Annotated in this window: 15 protein-coding genes; all 15 read right to left on the bottom strand. The window is 59.9% G+C overall.

What is annotated here, in order from left to right; translation table 11 throughout:
* Position 1: 1 nt before the first annotated feature.
* The 15 genes from FBY04_RS01450 to waaC all read right to left on the bottom strand — a co-directional run bounded on the left by FBY04_RS01450 (position 2) and on the right by waaC (position 15,769).
* Positions 2–883 (bottom strand): glycosyltransferase, encoded by an 882-nt coding sequence (locus FBY04_RS01450; protein WP_084320947.1) that lies wholly within the window; start codon positions 881–883, stop codon positions 2–4.
* The gene (locus FBY04_RS01445; RefSeq protein ID WP_084320948.1) at positions 880–2,034 is read right to left on the bottom strand and encodes a glycosyltransferase family 4 protein; all 1,155 of its coding nucleotides are present in this window, start codon (positions 2,032–2,034) and stop codon (positions 880–882) included. The genes FBY04_RS01450 and FBY04_RS01445 overlap by 4 nt, the downstream gene beginning before the upstream one ends.
* Positions 2,031–2,915, bottom strand: coding sequence for a DUF6625 family protein (locus FBY04_RS01440; RefSeq protein ID WP_145314322.1), 885 nt, complete (start codon positions 2,913–2,915; stop codon positions 2,031–2,033). The genes FBY04_RS01445 and FBY04_RS01440 overlap by 4 nt, the downstream gene beginning before the upstream one ends.
* 53 nt (positions 2,916–2,968) lie before the next feature.
* A complete protein-coding gene (locus FBY04_RS01435; RefSeq protein ID WP_145314321.1) occupies positions 2,969–4,402 on the bottom strand; it encodes a PIG-L deacetylase family protein in 1,434 nt (477 codons plus the stop codon).
* An 8-nt stretch (positions 4,403–4,410) separates the two neighbouring features.
* Complete coding sequence (locus FBY04_RS01430) at positions 4,411–5,307, bottom strand: antimicrobial resistance protein Mig-14 (protein WP_145314320.1); 897 nt, start codon at positions 5,305–5,307, stop codon at positions 4,411–4,413.
* Positions 5,307–6,437 carry a glycosyltransferase gene (locus tag FBY04_RS01425; protein ID WP_145314319.1) on the bottom strand — a complete coding sequence of 377 codons (1,131 nt, stop codon included), beginning with the start codon at positions 6,435–6,437 and terminating at the stop codon, positions 5,307–5,309. Before FBY04_RS01425 ends, FBY04_RS01430 begins: the two co-directional genes overlap by 1 nt.
* Complete coding sequence (locus FBY04_RS01420) at positions 6,421–8,178, bottom strand: carbamoyltransferase (RefSeq protein WP_008027860.1); 1,758 nt, start codon at positions 8,176–8,178, stop codon at positions 6,421–6,423. The genes FBY04_RS01425 and FBY04_RS01420 overlap by 17 nt, the downstream gene beginning before the upstream one ends.
* Positions 8,179–8,405: 227 nt before the next feature.
* The gene (locus tag FBY04_RS01415) at positions 8,406–9,269 is read right to left on the bottom strand and encodes a DUF3800 domain-containing protein (protein ID WP_145314318.1); all 864 of its coding nucleotides are present in this window, start codon (positions 9,267–9,269) and stop codon (positions 8,406–8,408) included.
* A gap of 4 nt (positions 9,270–9,273) precedes the next feature.
* Positions 9,274–9,609 carry a YceK/YidQ family lipoprotein gene (locus FBY04_RS01410; protein ID WP_145314404.1) on the bottom strand — a complete coding sequence of 112 codons (336 nt, stop codon included), beginning with the start codon at positions 9,607–9,609 and terminating at the stop codon, positions 9,274–9,276.
* 237 nt (positions 9,610–9,846) lie between these two features.
* Entirely contained in the window at positions 9,847–11,298 is a 1,452-nt protein-coding gene (locus tag FBY04_RS01405; RefSeq protein WP_084320953.1) for a lipopolysaccharide kinase InaA family protein, read from the bottom strand.
* On the bottom strand, positions 11,298–12,050 hold the full coding sequence (locus tag FBY04_RS01400) for a lipopolysaccharide kinase InaA family protein (RefSeq protein WP_084320954.1): 753 nt from the start codon (positions 12,048–12,050) through the stop codon (positions 11,298–11,300). Before FBY04_RS01400 ends, FBY04_RS01405 begins: the two co-directional genes overlap by 1 nt.
* Positions 12,047–12,781 carry a lipopolysaccharide kinase InaA family protein gene (locus FBY04_RS01395; protein ID WP_145314317.1) on the bottom strand — a complete coding sequence of 245 codons (735 nt, stop codon included), beginning with the start codon at positions 12,779–12,781 and terminating at the stop codon, positions 12,047–12,049. Before FBY04_RS01395 ends, FBY04_RS01400 begins: the two co-directional genes overlap by 4 nt.
* On the bottom strand, positions 12,781–13,587 hold the full coding sequence (rfaP, locus tag FBY04_RS01390; protein WP_145314316.1) for a lipopolysaccharide core heptose(I) kinase RfaP: 807 nt from the start codon (positions 13,585–13,587) through the stop codon (positions 12,781–12,783). The genes FBY04_RS01395 and rfaP overlap by 1 nt, the downstream gene beginning before the upstream one ends.
* The gene (locus FBY04_RS01385; protein ID WP_084320957.1) at positions 13,587–14,708 is read right to left on the bottom strand and encodes a glycosyltransferase family 4 protein; all 1,122 of its coding nucleotides are present in this window, start codon (positions 14,706–14,708) and stop codon (positions 13,587–13,589) included. Before FBY04_RS01385 ends, rfaP begins: the two co-directional genes overlap by 1 nt.
* Positions 14,708–15,769, bottom strand: coding sequence for a lipopolysaccharide heptosyltransferase I (gene waaC, locus FBY04_RS01380; RefSeq protein ID WP_084320958.1), 1,062 nt, complete (start codon positions 15,767–15,769; stop codon positions 14,708–14,710). The genes FBY04_RS01385 and waaC overlap by 1 nt, the downstream gene beginning before the upstream one ends.
* Between the last annotated feature and the right edge of the window lies 1 nt (position 15,770).

Here is a 15,770-nt window from a genome sequence, read left to right as displayed (position 1 = left end):
CTCAATCTTTCTCCAACGGCAAGAACAAGCGTCCCAGGCCACGCCAGGTCTTCTTGTTCCACGCCTTGAACGGTATCTGCGCCAGCAGCTCCCGCGCCAGCTTGCGGTCTCGATTGGCGGTCTTCAGGAACATCGAACTGAGGAACTTGTAGCGCACGTGCTCGTACAGCGGATGATCGCTGAACAGCGCATAGGTACGCAGAATGTTGTCGATCATGAAGCGGTGATTCTTGTAGGAGTTGGTGGCGTGTTTGCGATAGCGCGCCATCAGCACGTTCAAGCCATCGATGAAGTAACCGGCATGGGTCACCTTCAGCTCGATCAGCAAATCTTCCAGGCGAATGTTCGGATCGAATCCGCCGACCTTATCCAGCGCTTCGCGACGGATCATCAGGGTCGGTGCCGGCGGATAGGGTTTGCGCTCCAGGAACATGTCATCGAAATCCAGACGGCGGAACGGCACATCGCGGCGCTGACGCGACTCCGGGTACGGCTTGCCGTCGGCGTCGATCAGTTCGATGTTGCCAGCGCAGATGCCGACCTCGGGCTTGCCATCCAGGTAAGCCACCTGCGTGGCGATGCGCTCGGGCAGCATGATGTCATCGGAACCGAAGGGCACGATCAGGCTACCCTTTGCGCGCGCAATGGCACCGTTGAGGGTATTGGTCAGCCCCTGATTCTGCTGAACACGGAAATCAAAGCCGTGTTGCGCCTGCAAGGCGTTGATCCGCTCGACGCTGTCATCGCTGGAGCCATCATCGACCACCAGCAACTCGATGTTCGAATAGGTCTGGTTGAGGACGCTGAGAATGCTCTCCTCAATATAGCGACCGTGGTTATACGACGCGATGATGACCGTGACGATGGGTTGTGCGTCGCTCATGAATGTTCCTTGCGGGCCTTGCTCAAGCCGGAGTCGATCAGGTTCAGGTACTCCTGGCGGAACACCTCGATATCGTGTTGTTCCTGGAGATAACGGTAGGCTTGTTCGCCCTTGGCCTTGAGCGCGTCATCCGGTAGCTCGAGGTAGGTATCCAGCGCTGCGACCAGGCTCGACACATCCTTCGGCGTAATCGCCAGACCACCTGCGCCCTCGATCAGCGGCAGCATCGCCGGCACATTGGAGGCGATCACCGGAAGATGACCGCTCATGCCTTCGAGCAATGCCAGCCCGAGACCTTCGGCCAGCGATGGCATGGTCCAGATGTCAAAGGCGCGAACGTACTGCAAGGCGTTTTCCTTGAAGCCCAGCAGGTGTGCACGCCCGCTCAGGCCCAGACGTTCGATCTCGGCGGCCAGGCGCGACTCTTCGCGGCCGGCACCGATGATCGCCAACTGGGTGTTCGGGTACTTGTCCTTGAGAGCTGCGAACGCCTGCAACAGATAGGTGTGCCCCTTGACCGGCACCAACCGGCCCAACGCGCCGATCAGTCGCACCGACGGATCGATGCCAAGCAGTTCACGGGCGCGTTCGCGGCTGTGTTGCAAGCCTTCGGCCTGTTCGATATCGATCGCATTGGTAATGGCGTAAGTGTTTTGATCGGTGAAACCGCAGTCACAGTCCAGCAGGTACTGTTTGACCGCCGGCGACACCCCGACAAAACGCCAGTGACGATCGATCAGGCGCTGGGTCTGGCGACGTCGGTAGAACCGGTCGTACTCACCAAAGCCGTGGGAGATACCGATGCACAGCGGCACTTTCAACCAGCGGTTGAGCGTCAGCATCATGTTGACCGGCTTGAAGCGGTTGCAGATCACCACATCGAATTTTTCTTTGCGGCAAAACTGATACAACCGCCACATGGCACGCAGGCGCATGCCCTTGAGCGACTTGTCGGAAAACTCGAAATAAACGGAACGCGCGGCACGGCTCACGGCCTCGCCCGGCCCTGGCTTGCCGCGCAGAAACGCAGCGGTCACCTCATAGCGATCATCCGGCAAAGCCTTGACGATCTGCTCTGCCAGGTCGGCAAAGTCATGGGCTTTGACATTGTAGTCAGGCTGCAACTGCAGAACCTTTGACCGTTGACTCATAACTCTCCCCGGTGAAAACCAGTCGCGTCGATGACCCAGGCGGGTTCAGCGGCGAGGCGCTTGATCTCCGCCGGATCGGGTTGAGGCAACCGTGGCCACTCGTTGCGCTTCCAGCAAACGAAATGGAAATACGGAAACCGGCGATCGCCATCGCGATCATTGGTCAGCTGGCCGTCGCGCCAAAACCATTGGTGCGGGAAATTATCGGTCCCGTCATGCCACTTGATGCAGCCACCCGGCGTACTGAAGGCCTCGGTGAATTCACTGCGGCGGCGCCACGGGTTGAACTTGCCCACCAGCTTGAACAAGGGATCGGGGAAATTCTTGCGCCAGAGAAAGATTCGACTGAATGCGCCCTCATCCAGCGCGTGATGCTTCTGATCCGTGAACCGCGCTTCCCAGTCCTTGATCTGCCTGAACAACTCACGCTTGCGGGCGGTGTTTCTGATCAGGCAAAGATGCCCGGCCACTCGCCGCTCGTGGGTGGAGTACAGGTCGTATGAGGCGAGCCGATCCGCAGTGAAGTAACTGCGCAGGTCGCCATACACCAGGTCGATATCGCCGAATGCCCAGAAATCATAGCCCTCCAGGCGATCGGCATGAATAAGTCCGAACGCGGGCCTGATGTCGCACAGTTTGTAAGCCTGGGTCGGTGCAAAGTCGATACCCAGCCGCTGGGACACCAGCCTACAGTAATCGCTGAACAGCATGCTTTCGATGGTCACGTTGGGCGGCAGATTCTCGGGAACCCCGCAGTCCGTGAAGAACAACCAGTCGATGTCGGGATTGCGACGGCAGCTCTCCAGAAAAAACGGCATCCAGAAAGGCCAGCTGCCGAAATAAGGCATCAGAAACAAAATACGCGGGCATGGATTAATCACGGATTACTCGCTGTCAATGCTGGGAGCGCTGCCATGCTAGGCAGGGTTGTACTTCAGTTCTGCTTCGCAGGTGTTTCGCCATGCTTCAGAAGCCAGAACAGTTCCTGGCGTCTGACCGCCTTGCGAAAGAATTCATTCTCGCCATAGAGGGGCGGCACTCTACTGGCCAAGAGCCACTGTATCAACCGACGCAGTCGCCGTTTGAATGGCATGCGGGGCTGCAGGTCATGCATCATCCCCAGCGCCATGGCTTTATCACGCTGAAGTTCCGGGGAAACCGGAAGGCAGCAAGGCTGCATCGGCACCGACGCATCGAAGGCGGGCGGCAGCGCGATGCCATGGCCGGCATCCCCCATGGGCCAGCGATCGTTGTCATGCAAATGATTGGCATAACCAAGCAACGTGGTCGGCTGCCACTCCAGGCCCCGCAGTGCTTCAAGGACCGCTTGTTGGGCGCATAGGTGATCCGGGTGCGGATCGAGCGTTGGGTGCGGCAACACAATGACTTCAGGGCGGGCCCGCAGCAGCAGTTCGCGCAGGTCGGCCAACAGGTTGTTCCAGGTCGGTGCACCATCGGCGTCACCCGGCAGTGCAAAGGGGTTCAACTGGCGGAACAAACGGGTGTCGTCCATCTCCGCTTCCCGCGAACCCACTGGCCGGGACGGTGTTGCCTGCATCGCCGCGAGCTGCAGGCAGAAATAGCCCAGCTGCACGCAATGGGCTTCGGGCACCCCGGCCCAGCGCGGCACGGCGATGCTGTCCCAGGCCCGCAGCCGCCCCTTCAGGCGCGCTGCTTCGACCTTGTTCAAGCCGATCTGCTGATAATGTTCTGCTTCGATTTCGCCCGCAGTGAGGGTGACGATCCAGGCTTCGTCGGCCTGACTGTACAGACTGTATGCCGCCAGTTCGGCGTCGTCGGCATGAGGGGCGATGACCATCACCCGCTGACGGCGGTAATCCGGTTGTTCGAACGCCCAGAGCACGGGTTCGCCCAGCACTCGGCAAAAACGTCCGCGCAGACGCAACTCGCCTCGCGACAGCACTTGCGCCTGACCACTGAGGTTGAGGTAGCGCAGCCCGTTGACGCCACGCTCGAAGGTTTGCCGATCGGGATTATCACCACCGGACAACTCGACAGCCGGGTCGATAAAGCGTCCCAGCCAGGTGCTTTTGACCCGCAGGGCCAGTATCAGCGTAGCGTCATCCACCAGCATGACGCCGTCATCCAGGCGTAAACGCTCACCGTCCAGGTGAATCTTGGGTTGCGGGGTATAAGGCGGGAAGCTGTACGCGTAATCGTCCTTGGGCGAATAAAACAAATGGTCGGCGAACCAGGCTTCATGAGCGATCCAGCCCAGCACCGCCAGCACCAGCGGCAGCCACCAGGCCACCAGTACGCCGATGACAATCAACAGCACCAAGGCAATCAGCAGGCCGATGCGTTTGTTGCGCCGGTGGCGCTTGAGCAGTTGCTGTTTACGACTCATGGGTTCGCTCATACGGTGAAGACCGGCACAGGATTACACCAGCGGTCCTTGTATTCACGGTCGGCGCGACCGAAGGAAAAGCGCAGCGGCTTGTCCAGCGCACGTGCATGCTCCCAGGCGCTTTGAGTATTGAGAAAGCTCAAGACGCTTCCGGGGCTGAATTCACGGGTTTCGGGATCGACGCCACCGTTGATGTACTCGACGCTGATCCATTGCGGCGCTTCGACGCGGTACACCAGTTGAATCGCAATCGGCGCATCGTTCAGGAAAATCACCGAGCCGATCAGCAAGTCACGCAACAACTCGATCACCTCGGCCATGCGCTCGGCACCGGTCGCGGGGAAACCCCAGCGACGCTGGAACAAGTCGCAGTAGATCGCCGCCAGCTCGCCGCTGGAAAACTCGCTGACCGGACGCACCACGCCGCCCGCCTCTTCCAGCAAACGCAATTCGCGACGCTGGTTATAGCGAAACTTCTTCGACAGTTCTTCGGGCGTGCGCGCCATGGCCAGTTGTTCTGCCTGCAGCCTGATGCCGCTGAAGCGGCCTTCATTCAGCGCGGACAAGTAACGTGCACGATGGCGCAGGGGGGCTTGCGTATCAGCGGCGGCAGGCAGGATGAACTCAGCATTGCCGAGGTCGAACAGGCCCTTTTTACCGTTACGCTTGAGCACGTCCTTGGACAAGGCAAGGTCGCGCCCCCAGGTCGCAATCGCAGCCTGGACTTCGCCATTCGGCGCCCAGGCCAGGTAACGCACCGGAATATCGGCCAACTGCGCCAGGCGCTCGACCACCATTGGATGAGTGGCAACGCTGCCACCATAACGGTGCCAGGCCTCGGTGTACGTCGAGGCGTCGATCACCGACCAGCCACGCTCGCGCCATCCTTGAAATCGGTTGAGCATCAACCCCTCGCCGCCAGTTCGGTGACGGTGGACAAATGCCAGAAAGCATCGCGCACCGCGCGGTCGGAGAAGCGCTCACGCAAGCGGTCGAGCATCAGTTCGGCGCACTGACGGCGTTGCTGATCATCCATCGCGGCCAGATGTTGCAACCCTTGAGCCAAGCGCTCGGCGTCCCCCAGCGGGAACAGAATGCCCACGCCCTCGACCACTTCCTTCGCACCGCCGCATGCCGTTGCGAGCAATGGCACGCCGGCGGCCATGGCCTCCAGCAGCACCATGCCGAACGGTTCGTGATCGGAGCTCAAGGCAAACACATCGAAGGCACGGAAATAACGACGGGCTTCGGGTACCTGGCCGAGGAACAGCACGCGGTCGCCGATTCCCAGCTCACGGGCCATGGCCTTGAGATCGTGCTCCAGCCGACCAATACCGAGGATCACCAACTGGCTGTTCTCCGGCAAACCCGGTAACGCCGCGGCAAATCCGTGCAGCAATGTAGTCTGGTCCTTGTCCGGATGCAGCCTGCCGACGTTGCCGATGATCCACGCATCCATGGACAAACCCAGGGTTTCCCGAGCTTCGCGAACCGACACGTGACTGTCTTGCAAGGCCTGCACATTGATGCGGTTATAGAGCGTCTGAATCCGGTCAGCCGGCCATTTCGGCAGGCAGCTGCGCATATCGTCGCGCACGGCATCGGAGACCCCGAGCAGACTCAAACGCTTGCGGAAAAAGTTCGCAAAGAGTTTGCGAGTACCGCGTTTGTAGTCGTCAAACGCGTGATGCACACCGATCACCGGTAACGACGTGCCAAGCAAGGCGATGTAGATCGGCTTGAAACGGTGAGCGATGCAAAAACTGAAATTGCGCGAAGCGGCGATCTTGCGCAGATCGCCGATGGCACCCAGCTTCAGGCCACGAATAGCCTTGGAGCTGTATTCCATGAACAGCACTTCATCGGAGGCACAGGCCTCGGCGACTCGGGCATCGGCAACCCCGGTCAGAAACACCGTGGTCACTCGATAACCGGTCCCCGCGAACAGACTGGCGTACTGCCGGGCGCAGTCCAGAAACGGACCGTCATAGCCGTGACAGAACTGCAGCACATGGCGTTCAGCCGAGCGTGTCATATGCGTCCGCGCCCTCTTTGACCACCAGGATATCTTCCATGATCAGATACTGTAGGTCGGAACCGAAGAACATGTTCAGGGCATCCGTCGGCGAGCAGATCATCGGTTCGCCGCGACGGTTGAGCGAGGTGTTCAGCGATACACCGTTGCCTGTCAGTACTTCCAGCGCCTTCATCATGTCGTAGTAGCGCGGGTTGTATTCGCGCTTGAGCACCTGGGCTCGGGACGTACCGTCTTCATGAACGACTTCCGGCACGCGGGTCTTCCACTCTTCTGCCACTTCGAAAGTGAAGGTCATGAACGGCGCAGGGTGATCGATCTTGATCATCTGCGGTGCGACGGTGTCGAGCATCGACGGGCAGAAAGGCCTCCAGCGCTCGCGGAACTTGATCTGGTGATTGATGCGGTCAGCCACGCCGGTCGCGCTCGGGCAACCGATGATCGAACGACCGCCCAAGGCACGAGGACCGAACTCCATGCGGCCCTGGAACCAGGCCACCGGGTTGCCGTCGACCATTATTTTAGCGATGTTTTCCGGCATGTTCTCGAGCTTGCGCCACACCGGTTTGCTCGGGTGACGGGCGCACGCGGCGAGCACGTCTTCGTTGCTGTACGACGGGCCGAGGTAGACGTGTTCCATCTTCTCGACCGGCACGCCACGGGCGTGAGACACATACGCCGCCGCGCCGACCGCGGTGCCGGCATCGCCGGACGCAGGTTGCACGAACAGTTCCTTGACGTCGTCGCGGGCGATGATTTTCTGGTTCAGCTTGACGTTCAACGCGCAGCCGCCGGCGAAGGCCAGCTTGCCGGTTTCCTTGAGCACGTCGCCCAGGTAATGGTCGATCATCTGAAGCGCCAACTTCTCGAACAGCGCTTGCATGCTCGCGGCGTAATGGATGTAAGGCTCGTCGGCGATGTCACCTTCGCGCTTCGGACCCAGCCACTCGATCAGCTTCGGCGAGAAGTAGAAACCTTTGCCCTTCTCTTTATAGCGACGCAGGCCGATGACGTTGGCGTAGTCGGTGTTGATCACCAACTCGCCGTTCTCGAACGAGGCCAGACGGGAGAAATCGTACTTGCTGGCATCGCCATACGGCGCCATGCCCATGACCTTGAACTCGCCGTCGAGCATCTCGAAACCGAGGAACTCGGTGATCGCGCCGTACAGGCCGCCGAGGGAGTCAGGATCGAAGAATTCCTTGATCTTGTGGATCTTGCCGTTTTCGCCGTAGCCGAAGAACGTCGTGGCGTACTCACCCTTGCCGTCGATCCCGAGGATCGCGGTTTTCTCTTTGAAACCGGAGCAGTGGTAAGCGCTGGAGGCGTGAGCCAAATGGTGCTCGACTGGCTCGATCTTGATCTTTTTCGGATCGAAGCCCAGTTGCTCGAGGCACCAGACGATCTTGTTGCGGTAGCGCTTGTAGCGGCGGTTGCCCATCAGGATCGCGTCAAGTGCGCGGTCCGGGGCGTACCAGTAACGCTTGGCGTAGTGCCAGCGCGCCTTGCCGAACAGGCTGATCGGCGCGAACGGAATGGCGACCACGTCAACGTCGGACGGCTTGATGCCCGCCTGCTCGAGGCAGAACTTCGCCGATTCGTAAGGCATGCGGTTCTTTGCATGTTTGTCGCGCACGAAGCGCTCTTCTTCAGCCGCCGCGACCAGCTTGCCGTCGATGTACAAGGCTGCGGAAGGATCATGGCTAAGGGCGCCGGACAGGCCAAGAATCGTCAATGCCACAGGGGTCTAGCCTCTTTAGTCTGCATGCAGGCGCAAGGCGCCTCAAAATGAATGTGCCCTCGCAAGTGGGCGAGAGACAGCTAAAGGGCGGGATTATAGCTTAAAAGCAGCTGCAAACCTCTAGCGGATACAGCCGGCTCGCGCGTTGACAGTAGAAGATCTCTCGACATAGACTCCTGCGCAAATGGACTGGGGGATCCCGGTCGGCGTTGCAGCCTCGGTGAGTTTCACCGGGGCTTTTCGCTTTCTGAAGGCGGGAAAATTTTTAAACCCCAGTTTTCGAATCCCTCCCCCACATGGCAGCGACCACCACTGCAATAGAATTTACGCTTGAGTACATCAAAGGCACGATTCTCTTGCCCGGCCCTCAAAACGCTCATACCAATGGGTCTTGCAACAAGATCCGCTAGCTGTAACCCCGTGGAATTCACTTGTTTGGTAGCAAAGACGATGTCGAACGGCAGCTGAATGCCCAGTTTGTTCGCGCCATCGCACATGCGACGAAACTCCAATTCAAGCTCGTTATCCTCCCGTTTCCCTCGACGCTCGAAAATCACATGAGTCAACGCACTTTGCTGATTCTTTTCCTGTAAAAATTCATAAAGCGTTTCCAGACAGAAGCCCAGGGCAACATGACAAGGATTGTGAACAGGACCTTGTTTTTCGCGAAGAGAGGCTTTGTCGATCACACAACTGATCAGCACGAAATTGCTCGCTTCAATGATGCCCGTCAACTCATCGAGAAAGGCATTCTTGTGCTGCCGGGAGGTGAACAGGCTTGATAACGCTCCTTTCTCTTTTCGAATCTCCAGCTCATGCAGACCGATCAGATCGTGTCCCATATGGTTGAATTTAAATTTCTGAAGGGCAGGAATAACCTTCTCGCAGTAGTGTCTTTTCTGAAAAACACAAAACGCGAGCACAAACACTGGATAGTTTGGATCTAGTGTTTGCATCCCATGATCGCCGCTCTGGTCAACGTAAATGACGAAGTCACTGAACTTCCCGGTCGGAGGTAACCGTTTTTTCGCACCAATGCCGGCCTCGGATTCACTTTCGTTTTCAAAAAGAAAGAACTGTTGAGACGGCAAATTGCTACCCGCGGCCTACTCGCCAGTAAATAGCGAGATTGCCGTCGCTGGCCTGACGGTAAATCGTGTACGGCAAGGACATCGTGTCGGCAATACCCGACAGCGCCAGATCCAGCAGGACCAGCGGTACGAGAAAGCCCGTAGGATCCGGCGGGGCATTCAATACACAGAAATCGTAGGCCAGGCCACTGTAGATGCGTGGAATGGATTGGCAGTAGGTTTTCTGCTTTCGCAGGCTGCGCGCCGCGTCTTCGTCATTTTGCAGGACCGTATGAACGGTTCCGCAGCCGGAGAGTGCCAATGAGCACACGCCCAGCATGACTGCTGCTTTTATAGTCAAAATCTGCCCTCCGAGGTCGTCAGGCAAACTAGCATCGTGACTACTCAGGGCACAGTTCATGGGGTCTGGAGATCATGTAGGACATTTCATAAGAACTTGTCCCTTAATCTCGGGAGGCTGTTTTGGCCTCTTCGCGAGCAAGCCCGCTCCCACAGTTTCCGGGCTTTGCGCATCATCTGCGTACACCCCGGATCAGTGTGGGAGCGGGCTTGCTCGCGATAGGGTCGAAGACCCGATTCAGGCAGCGCCAGAGATATCTTTGGGCAAACGCTGATCAATAACCTGATACAAAGCACTGCTCTCAGGCCAGTTACGCATGAACCGCGCCCGATCCCGCGCATACGCCGGGGCAAAGCTGCCGAGCGAGCGGTGCTGGCACATCGCATCCAGATCGATCAGCGCCCAGCGATCCTCTTGCCAGAACAGGTTGTGGCCCTTGAAATCGCCGTGACTGATCCGCTCGCGAATCAGCTCCGCAAACAGATGATCCAGCGCCACCAGCTCGGCTTCGGGCGCTTCACCGTTGTCAACGTACGGCGCGAACCGTTCGATGATGTCCGGCCCCGGCAAATGCTCGGTCACCAGATAAGCCCTGCTGCGCAACCAGAGGAAACGTTTTTCCAGTACTGCCAACGGTTTCGGCGTGGCGATACCCAGGAACGCCAATCGATTGCCTTCGCGCCAGGAATGCCAGGCACGGCTCGGGCGCCAGAAGCGTTTGAGCCAGTGGGCGAACCCTTTGATGTTGTAGCGCTTGATCACCAGCGTACGACCCGCCACCTCGACTTTGCCGACACTCGCCGCGCCGCCGGTCTTGTACAGATGGCCCTGATCGAGCAAGGCATCGGCCTGCTCCAGCACCGGCAGCATCGCCGCTTCTTCCTCGCGGCGAATCGCCCGCAAACCGAACGCCCCGCGCTGCACGCTGAACAGTGTGCATTCACGACCGACCTTGATCAGGAAGTCCTTGAGGCGCCAACTGCGCACCTTGTCGATCTGCTTCTGCAATGCTTCCATCGGCAAGGCATGTTCGCCATTGCTCAGAAGGTAATACACCAGCAACTCTTCGATGAAGGGCTCCAGTGACTTGGGCAACTGGGCGAAAAACACCCCGAGGTTTTCCAGGACTTTCTGTCGCGACAGCGGTTGGCCAGGGGTTTCAGAGCAGATTCCAGCGCCGTCGATCAAATACAGTCGACCGCCCTGGCGCAGCAGGTTGTCCAGGTGCAGGTCTTCCTGCCACAGCCCTTTGCGGTGCATCTGGCCGATCGCGCCCAGCGCCTCGGCCAACACAGCCCCTTGCCCATCCGCGAGCACCGGCAAATGCTCGACCTGTTTCCAGGTATCCCCCAGGCTTTCGGCACCCTCAAGGAAATCGAACAGCAGCCAGCCACCCTCGCCGTCCTTCAGGCCATCAGCCAACAGCTGCGGTGTGGTCAGCCCCTGGGCGGCGAGCAAACGCACGCCGTCCAGTTCACGCTGAAAATGCCGCGCCGCTTTGCTGCCGACCAACAACTTGGCCAACACCGGCCGGCCACGCCAGACACCGGCGCCGACATAGCGCTGTCCTGGCAACACTCGCAACAGGCTCAACAATTGCAACTCGGCTGGCCCGGCGGCATCGGCCAGCGAGATGCTCAGTGGCAGGCGCGGTTGGCGACCCGCCTCTTTCAGTTCGGACAAACGCATCAGGTCGACCTCTTGTAGCTGCGCCGCGCGGTCAATCGCGTCAGCCAGCTGTCGATCAGCGAACTGTCCTGCGGTTGATCCAGGTAGGTGGCCAACAACTCGCGCAATTGCGCGTCGTTCCACTGGGGCGAACGCCGCGTCAACGGCTCCAGATCCTTGATTCGATCACGCTGACCGAACAGCAGGGGCCGGGTCTTTTCCAGGTCGATCAGCTGGGCCATGTAACCGTCGCCGGTGGCCTGGAGAAAAATGTGCTTGGGGTAGAAGCAGCCGTGAACCTGACGCGCGCCGTGCAGGCGCCGAGCCAGTTGCCCGCACGCCTGCAAAATCGCCGAGTGCTGCGCCGGGCTCAGATCCGACCAGCGCTGCAACAGCGAATCCAGGTCATCCCAGCCGTCCAGCGCGCGGGTCAGCAAAACCGCCCGGACTTCGCCGTCGACCTTGCGCTCACCGAAGAACGCCGCTTTCAACGCCGGAATGCCGAGCTTTTCATAACGGCTAATGTTGCGAAACTCGCGGGCAAAACTCGGCTCGCCAAAGGGCGCGTGCAGGGTGCGCATCTGGTAGTTGCTTTGGCGCTTGAGGTAGAAGCCGTGACCTTCAAGATCCAGCCGAAACACGCTGCTCCAGCCACCGCGCGCGGTGTTGGGCTCATCCACAGCCTCAAGCTGCCGGGCCCACAGTGCATCGAAGGTGCCGAGGCCGTGACGCTCTAAAAGCGCACGGTCTTCAGCGGCCAGAAAATCAGTCATTCGCGCCCCTCGAAAAATCTCACCACGTGCCGGATCCGTTTTTTATCGGTCGCATTGAGCCGTGTCCGTTGGCGGTATTGCAGGTAAAAGCGCAGGCGCTGGGTGGCCGACAGGTGATACTTGGCGACCTTGTCCAGACATGCCAGATCCTTGGTGATGCGGTACTTGAGCCAGAAGCCGCTCCAGAAATCACCGTTGGGGCAGTCGATCAGGAACAGTCGCGCCTGATCGTCGACCAGCAGGTTGCGCCACTTCAAATCATTATGGGTGAAGCGATTGTCGTGCATGGTCCGGGTGTAACCGGCCAGCTGTCGACTGATGTGATCGACCCAGGCGCGGTCCTTCAATTTCGGGTCGCGCCGCTCGGCCAGGGCATTGAGGTCTTCGGTATTGGGCAGTTCACGGGTGATCATCGCCCCGCGAGCGTAGGCTGCACCGCGCCGCTCAAGACCCCAGGCCACCACTTGCGCCGTGGGAATGCCCCACTTGGCAAAGCGCTTGAGGTTCTGCCATTCCATCTTCACCCGCGGCTTGCCCAGGTAGCGGCGCAAGCCCTTGCCAGCACCCACGTAGCGCTTGACGTAGTAGTTGACGCCATTGCGCTGGACGCGGACGACCTCGGACAACGGGTCGCGGGTCAACTGCTCGCCCTCGAGGGAAAACACTGCTTCAAGGCTGCCGAAATCGTCGGCCAGGTCGCTGTAAGCAGGTTCCAGTTTCCAGCCCGACATCAGAGCGCATCCCCGTATCGCTGTTTACGGTCGTAGAGTTTGTTGGCCTTGCCCTCGAGCCAGGCGAGCAACCCGGCTTCTTCGCCGAGGATCTGGCGCAGGGGTTGCTGGAAATAACCCTTGAGGAAACGCAGCTTGTCGCGTCGGGTCAGGCCGATGTCCAGCGCCGAAAAGTACAGCGCCGCCAGATCCTTGTTGCGCCAGCGACGGGTGATCACCGGGCGGGTCTGGGCGCGGTGCAGGTCGATCACCGAGAGCTTGAAGTCATCAGCCGTCACCGGCTTGTCGGTGTGCAGCAGGAAGTGGCAGATGTAGCAGTCGCGGTGGTTGACCCCGGCGCGGTGCATCATGCCGGTCATGCGCGCGACTTCGGCGATCAGCGCGCGCTTGAGTTTTGGCTCGGGCGGGCTCTTGACCCAGTCGATGCTGAAGTCTTCGAGGCTGACGGTCGGCGCCAGTTCTTCGGTGACGATGAACGAATGCTGGTCCGCCGGGTTGCTGCCCTTCTCGCCGTAGGCCACCGCCGTCATGGTCGGCACGCCGACTTCCTGCAGGCGTTGAATGGCTTTCCATTCCTGACCCGCGCCAAGCACCGGCAGCTTGGCGGTCAGCAGGTTCTTGAAGATCTCGCCCCAGCCAATGCCACGGTGGATCTTCACGAAAAACCCGTTGCCGTTCACCTCGGTGCGCAACGTGCGACGAGCTTCCAGCTCGCGGTACACCTCGCCTTGAAGCCCTTCGACCTCGGCGAATGGATCGCGTCCGGCCCAAAGGCTCTTGAACGGTTCAGCCAGCATCAACTTCATTAAGCGTGCTCCGCCAGAATCACATCGGCCGCGTGTTGCGGCATGCTGTAGAGGTCGGCCGTCTCGGCGAAGGCCAGACCGTTGCGGCTCCAGGCCGCCCGTGCTTGAGCGTCGTTCAACATACCGGTCAGGTATTGCGTCAGTTGCGCCTGATCGAAGGGTTCATCCAGCACCAGGCCAGCGTCGGCCTCAGCGATGTAATGGGCATAACCGCAGACCGCGCTCACCAGCACCGGCAACCCGGCCACCAGCGCTTCGAGCAACACGGTCCCGGTGTTTTCGTTGTACGCCGGGTGGATCAACAGATCGGCCCCGAGCAGAAAACGCGGGATATCGCTACGCCCCTTGAGGAACGTCACGTTATCGCCGAGCCCCAGCGTGGCGCTCTGCATCTGGAACAATTTGGGGTCATCCTGGCCAATTACAAACAGCCGGGTGCGTTTCTTCAGATCGGCGGGCAACGCGGCCAGCGCCTTGAGACTGCGATCCACACCCTTGGTCTTGAACCCGGAGCCGATCTGTACCAGCAACAGGTCATCGTCTTTCAGGTTGAACTCACGTCGGAATTCGGCACGAATCTCGGCGGCATTGGCCGGCGCGCGACGGTCCTGAGAGATGCCCGGAGGCAGCAAATGGAAGCGCTCCAGCGGCGTGTCGTAATGCTTGATGAACAGCGGCTGCTGGACTTCGGAGATCATCAACACTTCAGTCTTGGCGTCCCTGGCGAACACCGCGCGCTCGTACTCGGCGAAGTGGCGGTAGCGGCCCCAGCGGCGGTACAGCGAGTTGCGCAGGTTTTGCGCCTTGTCTTCGAAACAGCCGTCAGCAGCGTAGTAGACGTCCAGACCCGGCATCTTGTTGAAGCCGATCAGACGATCCACCGGGCGCTTGGCCAGATCGGCTTCCATCCACTCGCTGAGCTTCTCGTTGCGGCGATGATTGAAGAACGCCTTGACCGGCGCCACCAACACTTCGAAACCCGGCGGAATATCGCCCTCCCAGATCAGCGTGTAGACGCGAATCTGATGGCCGCGCCGCTGACATTCCAGGGCGATGCGCATGAAATCGCGCTGCAAGCCCCCGAATGGAAAGTACTTGTACAAGACGAATGCCAATTGCATCAGCGCAGCTCCTCAGCCAGTAACAACGTGCTCAGTCGGGTCGCGACACGCTCGGGATTCAGACGCGTGAAGCACAGCGGCCACTCGCGTTTCAGGTCGAACCGACGGGCATCTTCGGCCGTTGGTTGATAGGTGCATTTCTTCTGCAGGCACGGTGCACAGGGGAAATCGCTGGCCATGTGGATCTGCGCCTTACCGTAGGCGCCAGTCAGGCCCGGGTTGGTCGGGCCGAACAGCGACAGCGTCGGCACGTCGAGTGCTGCGGCAAGGTGACCAAGACCGGTGTCCACCGCCACGCACGCCTGCGCGCCGGCCAGCACTTTGCCGATGCCCGCCAGATTCAGTTTGGGCAGCACTTCGACGTGCCGCATGTCCTTGGCGATGCGCTCGGCACGGGCTTTCTCCGCCGGATTGCCCCACGCCAGTTTCACGCCGACGCCCAGATAGCCGACACGCTCGGCCAGCTCGCGCCAGTAGGCTTCGGGCCAGTGTTTGGTGTCCCACGTAGTGCCGTGCAGGAACAGCACGTAAGGGTTCTTGCGCGGCAGCTCCACCAGGCGCTCGATGTTCAGGCCGTAGTCGCCCAGGCCTTTGGGCAAGTCGTAGCCCAACGCGATGGCGAACAACTGGCGCACTCGCTCGACCGCGTGCTGGCCACGGGCAACCGCCAGCCGTCGATCGTAGAAACGCGCGGCGATCGGCTCCCGTGCCGAACCTTTATCGAGGCCCGCCACCGGCGCCTTGACGTAGCGGGTCAGCAAGGCGCTTTTCAACAGGCCCTGTGCGTCAATCACCAGATCATATTTCGTGGCGCGAAGGCTTTGCTTGAAGCGCTTCCACTCGCCACTCTTGATGGTCTGCCAGATGTTCTTGCGCCAGCGACGGATCGCCACCGGGATCACTTTGCCCACGGCCGGGTGCCAGGTCGGGATCTCGGCGAAACCCTCTTCCACCACCCAGTCGAACGTGATGCCGGGAATCGCCCGGGCCGCGTCGGTCAACGCCGGCAACGCATGAATCACGTCGCCCAGCGAAGAAGTCTTGATCAGCAGAACCCGCAAA

Origin of the sequence: Pseudomonas sp. SJZ080 (assembly GCF_007828295.1) — a bacterium.
Classification (GTDB): Bacteria; Pseudomonadota; Gammaproteobacteria; order Pseudomonadales; family Pseudomonadaceae; genus Aquipseudomonas; species Aquipseudomonas migulae_A.
Note: the sequence above shows the minus strand (reverse complement) of the source record. Positions and strands in the feature narration are given on the sequence as shown.